Genomic DNA, 11,401 nt, shown 5'->3' with positions numbered 1-11,401 from the left:
ACAGCGTACGCTTGGGAGGTTGGTATGGATATTTTACATCTGGTTGACCGCCTGGAAGAATTGTTCAACGAAAGCCGATCGATCTGGTTCACCCACAGTGTGGTTGTGGATGAAGATCGCATGCTGGATCTGATCGACCAGATGCGGGTTTCCATACCAGATGAAATCAAAAAAGCCCAACAATTACTGGCCCAGCGAGATCGCATCATGGCGCAGGCACAGGAAGAAGCCAACCGGACGCTTGCACTGGCTCGAGAAAAAGGAGAGCAGCTTATCCAGCAAGATTCACTGGTGCAGGCTGCCCAAACACGTGCAAATCAGATCATCAATGATGCCAAAGCCGAAGCAGAAAATACCCGCATGGAGGCGGATGAATATGTTCTCCAATCCCTCTCTAAACTCGAGATGGAAATGGAACGTTCTCTTACGCAGGTACGCAACGGTATCCGTACGTTGCAGAGTGAAAAACAGGCCAAAGGAAAATAATTTGATATCACCAAAAAACAGCCCGGAAAATTCGGGCTGTTTTTTTCGTTTTTTGGATTATCGGTTTTGATCAGACTTGCTCCACCACATATTGGTGAAATACCACCCGAGCAGACCTGTTATCAAAACAATGATATAGCTTATGGATGTGGTCATCCCGGTGTTTTGTGAATACAAACCAGGGATGCTCCAGGGAAAAACATCACCCCTTCCCAGGGCAGCCGCCACATTTGCCAGAATCAACGTTAATACGCCCATGCTCAACGGCAGAAGGTATCCCCTGCCCACACTGGCAAGCAGGGCAAATGGAATGACAACCAGCATCACCATTCCAGCCGTTGCCAGCACTATCAGACTCCCCTGCCAGATAATCCCATTCGATCCACCGGGCAAACCTATGATAGCTCCCGTGAGTAGACTTACGATAAGGATGACCAGTGTCATGATAAAAGACCAGCTAATAAAAACCAGAAATTTTGCCAGCAGGATGATGGTACGCGGAACCGGAACAGCCAGCAGATCCTTGAGGGTGCCATCCGCAAATTCACGCCCAAATATCCAGGCCAGTATGACCACAAACATAAAGAAACCGGCTGCCGCCAGAATCTGAGCCGTCAGTATCAGATAAGCAGACCAATCAGTGGCCGAAAATGCAATTAGGTCCGCTTTGGCACTGATCACACCAAGTTTTCGTGAAACCTCAGGGTTGCGCGAGATGATGATCATCAGGGCAACAGCTGATGGAAGGAATATCGCTCCAATAGTCGTCCATAACGGGATACGCGAACGATATGCTTTAAGCCATTCCAACTGAATCATATTAATGAGATTTTCCATTTTCCATTCCTTTTCCAACCCCAACGAGTCGGAGGAAATAATCTTCCAATTCTTCTTCTTCTACCAGCAGACGAGTCGGTGGGAAACCTGCCTGTACCAGGATCTGATTGACCCTGTCCGGCATATTAATCGATTCGTCATCATTCAAGACCAGGGTTCCATTCAACGGAACACAGGTCTTTTTCCCGACAGATTGAAGAACCTGCATGGCAGGCTGGTTATTCCGTGTTTGTACAAGCAATCGGCGCTGACGTTTTTTTTCCATTTCTTCCATATTCATTTCCTGAATAAGGTGTCCATTGTGGATAATGCCAATCCTCCCGGCCAACCGGGATACCTCGGCCAATATGTGGCTAGACATAAACACCGTAACCCCTTCATTTCGGGTCAGTTCAAAGAGCAATTCACGAATCTCAACGATGCCGGCCGGATCCAGACCATTGGCCGGCTCATCCAAAAAGAGAAGTCTCGGCTTATGGATCAACGCTTTTGCCAGTCCAAGCCTCTGGGCATTCCCCAGCGATAGGACATCAGCCCGCCGGTCAGCATAGGAACTCAATCCCAATCGTTCGATTATGGAATCGACCGCCTTTGCAGGTGTACCGGGATGCAATTGCCGCGCAACTTCAAGGTTTTCGCGAACAGTCAATTCAGGATAGGCATGCGGCGTCTCCACCAGATAACCGACATCCTGCCAGAGGTGACAGGCTCCCGGTTGTACGTGCGTTCCCAGAACCGCAGCCCGGCCTTCAGTTGGCCGTATCATGCCGAGAAGCATGCGAATGGTGGTTGTCTTGCCTGCCCCATTCAAGCCGAGAAATGCATAAATTTCTCCCTCGGAAACTTTGAGGGAAAGACCCTCGACGGCTTTGACGTTTCCATATGTCTTTCCGAGATTTTCTGTTTCAATCAAATTCATTCTTTCATCCCTTCTTTTTTTCTTCAAACACACTCTCTGGTGTGGTGAACTGCAATGTGACTTCACCCAGGCAATATGCGGCGATCAATTCAAGATGACTATCGATATTCGATCCAAATCCCTTTCCATCCAGTTTGTTTTTCATCAGAAAGGCAATGACCAGCGGGTACAGCAGGTTGACCATCTCGGTTGATGTCACCTTGATGGGAATACCAGCCTTTTGGCAGCGGGAAAATAGCTCGTCGAAAAAACCCTGATCACTGGCAATATGTTCTTGAAATTTTTGAGCAGGAACGCCTGTGGCAATCATGTCAAAGTCGCTGCTGGTAAAGAAATGCAGGATAGGCAGTTCGCCAAACAGATCAAAAGCTTTCTTCAAGATGGTATACAACCGGGCACGTGGTGACGGCCCCGTCTCTTCGATAACCGTCATGATTTCAACCCGGCCTTTCTGTTCCACCTGTTCGATCACATCCATGAACAGCATTTCTTTGGATTCATAGAACCGGTAGAAAGCTCCCTTGGATATTCCTGCTGCCTTGGCTATTTCATCTACGTTGGTTTTTTTAAAACCAAATTGGGAAAATTGCCGGTATCCCTGATCAATCAGTTTCTGCCGGATTGTTTCTTTTTCAATTTCAGAAAACCATTTTGGCATTGTTCACCTGTAACCCTATGACTATTTTAGTTTTTTAGTCACTGCTAGTTTAGCACATTTTTCTGAAAAGTGGAATACTTTTTTTTCGATATCCTATAATAAATAGTGATATGACTGTCTCATAATCAAAAGTGGAGGGGAAAATGAGCAAGAAAAGGCTTACCCTTTTTTCCGCTATTGTCATATTGGTTTTCATCCTGTATGCCTGCACATCGCCGCAGAGCCAACAAACCGAAAAATCCTTAGAAACTGCTGCCCGGCCAACAGAAGTGCCATTCACTTCAACACCAAGACCTACCCGCACGGCCACACCGCTCCCTTCACCCACATCAACAGCGACTCCCTTGCCTGTAACCTTACAGGGAACTTTATTCTTTGACATTGATGGATCAGGATCCCGGAATAATATCGAGATGAAGTATTATGACGGCCTGATCCATCCGAAAAATCCCCGCTTTCGTCAGAACCCTGATCTGGTTAAGGTTCTCGAGAGATATATTCTTTTCCATCCCCTTACAAAAGATGGCACGACCATCACAATCATGGAACCCGGCCTCTCCGGTTTTCAGGTTTGTGCCACCTTGAAGAAGACCGTATCCATGTGCGCTGTGTCTGATGCCGAGGGGAATTTCTCGATGGCCAATGAGTCTATTCGTCTGGGTGATGCAGTCGGATTGACCATATCCGATGCCCGTGAAGAAAAAGTGGGAACGATGAGTTACCAGAACCGCTATGTTAAATCAGTCACAATTCCTGCATATGAGATGCATGGAGTCAAAGTACCCGAACAGCACCTGGTCCAGACAAATCTCATGAAGCTTTCCAATACATTCAATGTCACAGCTGATAATGAACCAATGTTGATCGGGTTAATGCAAGGCTTTCTGCCCTATCCCCCGTTGAAAGGGTCACCATATATTTACAGTTTCTTTGACCATGATCCGCGTATTGGATACGGCCTGGATTGGCGCGGCCGTACGGGATTGACACCGAAAACATACAACCATCCGCCCAACAAGATGACCGACAATCTCGATGGTGTGGATATTGGCGGGCAGAAAGGTGATTTTGTCCTGTCCATGGGATTCGGCATGGCAGCCGCCAGGAAATCAGAGACTATGGGGAATCAGGTTGTGGTTATGATCGATAATATTCCTCAATCCGTCACCTATAGTCATCTGGATACCATTTTAATCACAGAATTACAGGAAGTCTTTAACGGTCAGATCATCGGAACGAATGGACGGACTGGCAAAGATGTTGGCGCACCACATGTTCACCTCGATGTAGGCAACACAGGTGTTGATCCGTTTGGGGATCCGAATGGAACCTATGCGCAGGTGTGGTCCAGAGCCTTTTCTCCAGCAGAATTCCCATGATAAAAAAAGACCCCATTATCAAATGGTAATGAGGTCCTTAACCAGAATACAATCAGGAGGCAGGCTGGGTGGTCTCTGTCTTTTCCGCTTTTTTTGCGGCACGTTTCTTTACTGATTTCTTATCTGCACGCAGACGAGGCTTGCGCTCTACGGGTGGGTGCAGAGCCACTTCTAATACCTGATCCATATGCATCACCGGGATGATCTTCAAATCAGACAGCACCTTCTTTGGCACATCTACCAGGTCTTTCTGATTTCTTACCGGTATCAGTACGCGTTTGAGACCAGCCCTGTGGGCGGCCAGAATCTTCTCCTTAAGTCCTCCAATAGGGAGCACCCGTCCGCGGAGGGTGATTTCTCCGGTCATCCCCACATCCTTGTAAATTGGACGTTCGGTGATGGCAGAAATGAGTGAAGTGGCAATGGTGATGCCGGCGCTGGGGCCATCCTTGGGTATGGCACCTTCGGGGATATGGATATGAATATCCAGATGCTCAAATTCTTCGGGATCAATCATTAATTCATGGCAGCGTGATTTCATATAGGAAAAAGCCGCCTGTGCCGATTCCTGCATTACATCCCCAACCTGACCGGTTATCTGCATGTTGCCTTTTCCATCAAGGATCAACACTTCCACCGGCATAATCTCGCCGCCGTTTTCCGTCCAGGCAATGGCTGTGGCCACTCCAACTTCATCTGTCCGTTCTGCTTCGGTCTGGAAGAATTCTGGCGGACCGAGGAATTTCTCAATAACAGTCGGGGTGATCTGGCGTGGAAACTTTTTCTTTTCGGATTTCAACCGGGCAATCTTACGGCATGTTCGGCCAATTTCACGTTCCAGATTACGAACGCCGGCTTCATAGGTGTATTCCCGGATAATCTTGCGAAGCGCAACTTCTTGAAGGCGGGTTTCATGCTCTTCCAGCCCGCTCTCTTCCAACTGCCGGGGTATCAGGAACCGCCGGGCAATCTCAACTTTTTCTTCTTCAATATAACCGGGGAATTCGATTAATTCCATACGATCCATAAGAGCCGGCGGTACGGTGGTCATACTGTTGGCTGTGGTGATGAACATCACCTTCGAAAGATCGAAGGAAAGCTCTAGATAATGATCGGAGAACGCATTATTCTGTTCCGGATCCAACACTTCTAACAAAGCCGCTGAGGGATCGCCGCGGAAATCAGCACCCAACTTGTCAATTTCATCCAACATGAAGAGTGGATTGATGGATCCTGCCCGCCGCATGGTCTGAAGAATGCGTCCCGGTAATGCACCGATATACGTGCGCCTGTGACCGCGAATTTCAGCTTCATCGCGCACGCCTCCCAGCGATAACCGCACAAATTTGCGTCCCAGAGCTTCTGCAATGGAACGCCCCAGTGACGTCTTGCCGGTACCCGGAGGTCCCACAAAGCACAGAATCGGCTGGCGGTCTTTCTTAGGTTTCAGGCTGCGAACTGCAATATATTCCAAAATGCGGTCCTTTGCCTTTCCAAGCCCATAATGATAGTTTTCCAGAATTTCCGCCGCGTGCTTGACATCCAGATTGTCTTCTGTGGAAACATTCCACGGAAGTTCCAATATCCAATCAAGATATGTTCGGATAATTCCAACTTCCGGTGCCATTTGAGGCATCTGATTTAGGCGTTCAATCTCTTTCAGTGCCGCTGACCGGGCTTCCGTAGGAAGGTCAGTCGTCTGAATTTTTTCTTTTAATTCATTAATTTCGCGAGTCCAGATATCCCCTTCGCCAAGTTCCGTCTGGATGGCCTTCATCTGTTCGCGCAGATAAAATTCACGCTGACTGCGGTCAACCTCACTCTGCACACGTGTCTGGATTTCATCTTCCAATTGCAATACATCCAGCTCCTGTGCCAGCAGCCAGTTGACCCTTTTCAGCCGTTCTTCAGGGTCCAGGATTACCAGCAGCTTCTGGCGTTCATGCACAGACAGGGAAATGGATGTGCAGATCATATCCGCCAGCCAGCCGGGTTCGTTGATGTTCATGGCAACCAGATGAGCTTCTTCCGGAAGGCTGCGGTCAAGCTGCACACAGCGTTCAAACAGATCGCGAGTGGTGCGCATGAGGGCGTCAATTCGGCGGGTTACCCGCACAGATTCCTCAATGATTTTGGCGCGAACCCGAGGGAAAGGGCCATCTTCCAGTACTTCCACAATTTCGACCCGCCGCCGACCTTGCACCAGGGCAGAGCTATTGCCATCGGGCATGGTAAGAATACGTCCAACTACCATTTCAATACCAATACCCAGATACTTTCCTGAATCAGGAAATTCCAATTCCCATTCGCGCTTCATCAATCCGATAACGGGTTCAACATTTTCCTGCGCCTCTTCAATGGCCAGCAGATTTGGTCCGGGTGTTAGAAAAACCGGGAGTGTAAGACGCGGAAAGATGACCAGATCGGTGAGCACAACACCTGGAAGTTCGATGATGCCTTCATCATCGCTGACAGCATTCGGAATGCGGTACAGTTCTTCCGTCCGTTGATGTAAAGCGGCTGAATATTCGTCGTTACCGTTTCCCGTATTCCATTCGTCCATATTAATTCTCTCTGTCAATCATTATGACTCAATTTACTTCTGTCTGTTGAACCAGGCTGAACGGACAGCTGCAGCTACAAACAGACTTCCAGCTGCCAGAACTACGCCGTCTGGTTCGCCCGGGTCTATACTGAATTGCAGGGCTATCTCCACAGTTTCGGCTGAAATCACCGCGCAGGAGTATGAGCCAGCCGATTTTATCAGAGTATTGATATCCGCAGCACGCGGATGTGTGGATCGGGTAACGATCAATCGCGAACAGATCGGTAGTAATTCAGCAAACATGCCAGATATATCTTTATCTTCCGATGCCCCAAATATCAAGGTGACTGGTTTTCCCGGGAAATAATCTTCAATGGCCTGACGCAACTTGTGAGCTGAATCACGATTATGCGCCGAATCAACCACAAGCAAAGGATTTCGGCTCAAAATCTCAAAGCGGCATGGCCAGACAACATGTGCCAGCCCATCTTCCATTGCTTTCTCGCTGATCTCAAACCCGAGTTGACGCAGCTGCATGATAGCTGCAATTGCCGTCGCGGCATTATCCACCTGATGCTGCCCCAACAAAGGAATAAAGAAATCCACCCCTTTTTCATATTCCCGGGGGAATAAATTTCCATGTTCCCCATTCCCGCTTGCAGGAAGGTGTTTCTGCGTGCGCTCCCCTTCATGAGGGGTAACTCTCACTTCAAACCATTGCCCATCCAGCGTGTGTTTTAACACCTTTGTTTTAACATCACGTCCAACTACTATGAACTTGCTGCCAGTTTCTTCTGCCCTCGTTTCCAATACCGCCAGGGCATTCGACTGTTGCGGTGCTGAGACAACCGGTTTGCCTGGTTTTATGATCCCGGCTTTTTCCGCGGCAATCTCTTCCAATGTATCTCCCAGAATTTTCATGTGGTCCATTGACAGAGACGTAATAACCGACAGAACCGGGTCAACAATATTGGTTGAATCAAGCCGTCCGCCCAGGCCGGTTTCAACAACGGCAACATCCACATGTTGTTTGCGGAAAGCTTCAAAGGCCAGCGCCGTAGTGATCTCGAAGGTCGTCAAACGTCCGATCTTTTCGACATGCGGTCTGACTTCATCAACCAGCCTGTTGAATGCGGCATGTGGAATCGGCAGATTATTCACCTGAATACGTTCGGCAAAATCCTGCAAGTGCGGTGAAATGTAAAAGCCGGTCCGATAATCAGCTGCCATCAATATGGAGGCGATCATGGCCGCCGTGGATCCTTTCCCTTTTGTCCCGGCGATATGGATTACCGGAAAGGCATTCTGCGGATTACCCAGCGCCTCTGCCAGCTCGCGCATATGGTCCAGATTGAACTTTTCAGGTGAATATTGCAGATTGCGGGTCAGACTGTAATCAACAAATTTATACAGGTAATCCAGATTTTCCTGGTATTTCTTTTCGGTATTGTCCATGTGGTTCCTTCGATTCTGACAGAAGATTGTAACCATGCGGAGGTGTTTATGCAAGCTGTTTGACTCCAGTTTGACAGATGAACGGATTTCCCTACAATGAATGAAGGTGCCCTATGGCCATTGGACTGCTCACTCTTCACCTTTCCATTCCTGACTGTCATTCATTGAAACAGAAACGCAGCCGGGTACAACCCATCATCGCCCGTCTCCATCGTGAATTCAATATCGCCGCCGCAGAAACGGGACGGCTTGATCAACATGAAGAAGCTTTGATCCAGTGTGCAGCTTTAAGTACAAACAATGGCGAGGTGCAGGCTTTCCTCCAAAAAGTTGTTGATTTCACCGCCTCACATTGGCCGGATATCGAAATTCTTCAATACCGCATAGAATGCGTGTAAGGAGCACACAATGGACCTTGGATTAAAAAATAAGGTCGCCCTTATTACCGGAGCCAGTAAAGGACTGGGGTATGCTACTGCCAGACAGCTTCTTCTGGAAGGTGCACGTCTGGCCATCAACAGCCGTGATCCCCAAAGGTTGAACAAAGCGGCAGAAACCCTGCGATCAGAGACTGGTGGTGAAATCATCCCCCTGGCCGGTGATATGGCTGATCCCGGTGTGCCTGATTTTCTTGTGGCACAGACCATCAACCATTTTGGAGCGCTTGATCTGCTGGTTACCAACACGGGCGGACCACCGGCCGGCAATTTTGATTCTTTTGACGATGCCGCCTGGGAAAAAGCGTTTGACCTCGTTCTGTTGGCACATGTTCGTTTGATCCGATCCGCCCTGCCCCACCTTCGCAAGTCAAATTCAGCCAGTGTGCTGACCATCACATCCATCTCCGTCAAGCAGCCTATCTCAGGGCTGATTTTATCCAATTCATTACGGTTGGGCACCATTGGCCTGACCAAAAGCCTGGCGCTTGAGCTGGGGCATGAAGGGATCCGTTTCAATTCCATCCTTCCCGGTTGGACGACAACAGAACGGGTAACGGATTTGCTGTCAATCCGTGCGGCCAACAACCATACAACCATTGACGAAGAAGTGCGCAAGCAATCGGCTGAATCTCCGTTAGGACGTATGGCGACACCAGAAGAATTTGCCCGATCCGCCGTATTTCTTCTTTCTCCTGCAGCTTCCTATTTGACAGGTGTAATGCTGCCGGTAGATGGCGGTATGTATAAAGGAACATTATAAAATCGGGTAAAATCCATCCGGTTAAATAATACGTTCCAGGAGATTTTGTTTGATTTCTTCATCCGAGATATCCTCCCGGTTACAACGGGTGTTATTAAAAGTGCAAAAACCCGGCCGATATGTAGGCGGTGAATACAATCAGGTTCAAAAAGACTGGCGCAGCGTTAAAACACGAGTGGCGCTGCTCTTCCCGGAAATCTATGATATCGGCCTGCCCAATCTGGGTATTTCCATTCTGTACGATTGCATCAATCGCCGTGAAGATACTCTGGCTGAACGTTCCTACCTTCCCTGGAAGGATATGGAAGATGAAATGCGTTCTGCCAGTATTCCGCTCTACTCATTGGAAAGCAAGAATCCACTGACAGCATTTGATATCATCGGGGTTTCCGTTCCATACGAAACACTGTATACGAATGTACTGAACGCTTTTGATCTTGCCGGACTGCCTTTTCTGTCCGCAGAGCGGGATGAAACCTATCCATTGATCATTGCCGGCGGCCACTCGACATTCAATCCTGAATCTCTGGCACCCTTTATGGATGCCTTCTTCCTGGGTGATGGTGAAGCCGTGATGGATGACCTGATCTCCTGCTGGCAGGAATGGAAAAGATCGGGCGGAACCAAACAGGAATTACTGGAACGTCTGGCCGGAATTAAAGGGATGTATATCCCATCTTTTTACAATGTGGAATATTCATCTACCGGACAGGTGACGGATTTCAAAACGAATAACTCTCATGCCCCTGTACAGATATTAAAACGTTTCGCTGTTCCGCTGCCTCCTCCGGTAACCCGCTTTCTTGTGCCGAATATTGACACTGTACACAACCGGGTGGCTGTTGAAATCATGCGCGGCTGCAGCCGGGGCTGCCGTTTCTGTCAGGCCGGACATATCTTACGTCCGGTGCGAGAACGTCCAGTGGAAGAGGTGGTCAATGCCATCGAAGAAGCTTTGGAACAGACCGGTTATGAGGAAGTGGCTCTTCTCTCTTTATCCTCGTCAGACTATACGCATATTACCGAATTGACACAGGCCATCCTTGACCGTTTTGCCGGGCGGCAGATTACTGTCTCACTTCCCTCCCTGCGTATTGAATCCTTCTCCGTTGATCTTATGGAAGAACTCCATGACCTGCGCCCCTCCGGGGGGTTCACACTCGCTCCTGAGGCGGCTACAGAACGCATGCGCCGCATCATTAATAAACCAGTCTCCACCGAACAGCTCTTACAGACAGCCGGAGAGATATTTGACCGTGGTTGGACTTCCATCAAACTGTATTTTATGATCGGCCATCCATCTGAAACCATGGAAGATGTGGCCGCCATTGCTGACCTGTGCAAACAGGTTTATGCCATCGGTCGGAAGAAAATCGGCGGCCGGGTAAAAGTACACGCCGGGGTGAGCACGTTCATTCCCAAGCCACACACCCCCTTCCAATGGGCCACCTGTGATAACACAGATGCCATCCGGGAGAAACTGGCTTTTTTGCGCAATGAATTGCGCAGCCCCGGACTGAAGATGACCTGGGCTGACCCCGAATCGAGTTTGCTTGAAGCCTGGCTATCCCGCGGTGACCGTCGGACAGCACAGGTGATCCGCCGCGCCTGGGAGCTTGGCTGCCGTTTCGATGCCTGGCAGGATTGTTTCCGGTTTGACCTGTGGCAGCAGGCGTTTGCCGAGTGCGGTATTGATCCTTTTGCTTACAGCCATCGACCGCGCGATCTGGATGAAATTCTGCCCTGGCAGCATCTTGGGAGCGGCATAGAGCTGGAATACTTAAAACATGATTATGAGATGAGTCTCAAGGGTGAAATCCGCGATGACTGCCGGGAAGGCTGCCATAATTGTGGAATTTTGACGTCGTATGCCGCCATTAAGACCGGCATCAAACCGGGCGAATGGAATTGCCCGCCCACCC

Annotated in this window: 10 protein-coding genes; 5 read left to right on the top strand and 5 right to left on the bottom strand. The window is 49.1% G+C overall.

Annotated elements, in window-relative coordinates; translation table 11 throughout:
• Window positions 1-24: 24 nt before the first annotated feature.
• The gene (locus LTAR_RS01455) at window positions 25-486 is read left to right on the top strand and encodes an ATP synthase subunit B family protein (RefSeq protein WP_062420363.1); all 462 of its coding nucleotides are present in this window, start codon (window positions 25-27) and stop codon (window positions 484-486) included.
• 57 nt (window positions 487-543) lie between these two features.
• Here LTAR_RS01455 and LTAR_RS01450 read toward each other — a convergent pair whose 3' ends face one another.
• Genes LTAR_RS01450 through LTAR_RS01440 form a run of 3 tightly spaced genes read right to left on the bottom strand, consistent with a single transcriptional unit; the run spans window position 544 to window position 2,900 of the window.
• Window positions 544-1,323, bottom strand: coding sequence for an ABC transporter permease (locus LTAR_RS01450; RefSeq protein WP_062420362.1), 780 nt, complete (start codon window positions 1,321-1,323; stop codon window positions 544-546).
• Window positions 1,307-2,242, bottom strand: a complete 936-nt coding sequence (locus tag LTAR_RS01445) for an ABC transporter ATP-binding protein (RefSeq protein WP_062420361.1) — start codon at window positions 2,240-2,242, stop codon at window positions 1,307-1,309. Before LTAR_RS01445 ends, LTAR_RS01450 begins: the two co-directional genes overlap by 17 nt.
• Before the next feature lie 4 nt (window positions 2,243-2,246).
• Entirely contained in the window at window positions 2,247-2,900 is a 654-nt protein-coding gene (locus LTAR_RS01440) for a TetR/AcrR family transcriptional regulator (RefSeq protein ID WP_062420360.1), read from the bottom strand.
• A gap of 143 nt (window positions 2,901-3,043) precedes the next feature.
• On the opposite strand from LTAR_RS01440, the gene LTAR_RS01435 reads away from it, so the two are divergent.
• Window positions 3,044-4,279, top strand: coding sequence for a M23 family metallopeptidase (locus LTAR_RS01435; RefSeq protein WP_062420359.1), 1,236 nt, complete (start codon window positions 3,044-3,046; stop codon window positions 4,277-4,279).
• A 52-nt stretch (window positions 4,280-4,331) separates the two neighbouring features.
• Here LTAR_RS01435 and lon read toward each other — a convergent pair whose 3' ends face one another.
• Together lon and LTAR_RS01425 are read right to left on the bottom strand one after the other, a co-directional pair.
• Window positions 4,332-6,842: an endopeptidase La gene (gene lon / locus LTAR_RS01430; protein ID WP_081419736.1), complete on the bottom strand. Its 2,511-nt coding sequence runs from the start codon at window positions 6,840-6,842 to the stop codon at window positions 4,332-4,334.
• 33 nt (window positions 6,843-6,875) lie between these two features.
• Window positions 6,876-8,279, bottom strand: a complete 1,404-nt coding sequence (locus LTAR_RS01425; RefSeq protein ID WP_062420358.1) for a bifunctional folylpolyglutamate synthase/dihydrofolate synthase — start codon at window positions 8,277-8,279, stop codon at window positions 6,876-6,878.
• A 113-nt stretch (window positions 8,280-8,392) separates the two neighbouring features.
• Between LTAR_RS01425 and LTAR_RS01420 the strand changes: the two genes are divergently transcribed.
• From LTAR_RS01420 to LTAR_RS01410, 3 genes are all read left to right on the top strand, one after another.
• The gene (locus tag LTAR_RS01420) at window positions 8,393-8,677 is read left to right on the top strand and encodes a DUF503 domain-containing protein (protein WP_062420357.1); all 285 of its coding nucleotides are present in this window, start codon (window positions 8,393-8,395) and stop codon (window positions 8,675-8,677) included.
• Between the two features lie 10 nt (window positions 8,678-8,687).
• A complete protein-coding gene (locus LTAR_RS01415; protein WP_062420356.1) occupies window positions 8,688-9,479 on the top strand; it encodes an SDR family oxidoreductase in 792 nt (263 codons plus the stop codon).
• 49 nt (window positions 9,480-9,528) lie between these two features.
• Window positions 9,529-11,401, top strand: a 1,873-nt coding sequence (locus LTAR_RS01410; RefSeq protein ID WP_062420355.1) for a TIGR03960 family B12-binding radical SAM protein, incomplete at its 3' end; no start/stop codon positions are given.

The sequence above is a fragment of the Leptolinea tardivitalis genome, from assembly GCF_001050275.1.
In the GTDB taxonomy this organism is placed as follows: Bacteria; Chloroflexota; Anaerolineae; order Anaerolineales; family Anaerolineaceae; genus Leptolinea; species Leptolinea tardivitalis.
The sequence above is the reverse complement of the archived record's forward strand: the minus strand, read 5'-3'. Positions and strand labels throughout refer to the sequence as shown.

Coding starts and splice junctions, on each gene's coding strand:
- LTAR_RS01455 (WP_062420363.1), top strand. CDS start 25: ATGGATATTTTACATCTGGTTGACCGCCTGGAAGAATTGTTCAACGAA.
- LTAR_RS01450 (WP_062420362.1), bottom strand. CDS start 1,323: ATGGAAAATCTCATTAATATGATTCAGTTGGAATGGCTTAAAGCATAT.
- LTAR_RS01445 (WP_062420361.1), bottom strand. CDS start 2,242: ATGAATTTGATTGAAACAGAAAATCTCGGAAAGACATATGGAAACGTC.
- LTAR_RS01440 (WP_062420360.1), bottom strand. CDS start 2,900: ATGCCAAAATGGTTTTCTGAAATTGAAAAAGAAACAATCCGGCAGAAA.
- LTAR_RS01435 (WP_062420359.1), top strand. CDS start 3,044: ATGAGCAAGAAAAGGCTTACCCTTTTTTCCGCTATTGTCATATTGGTT.
- lon (WP_081419736.1), bottom strand. CDS start 6,842: ATGGACGAATGGAATACGGGAAACGGTAACGACGAATATTCAGCCGCT.
- LTAR_RS01425 (WP_062420358.1), bottom strand. CDS start 8,279: ATGGACAATACCGAAAAGAAATACCAGGAAAATCTGGATTACCTGTAT.
- LTAR_RS01420 (WP_062420357.1), top strand. CDS start 8,393: ATGGCCATTGGACTGCTCACTCTTCACCTTTCCATTCCTGACTGTCAT.
- LTAR_RS01415 (WP_062420356.1), top strand. CDS start 8,688: ATGGACCTTGGATTAAAAAATAAGGTCGCCCTTATTACCGGAGCCAGT.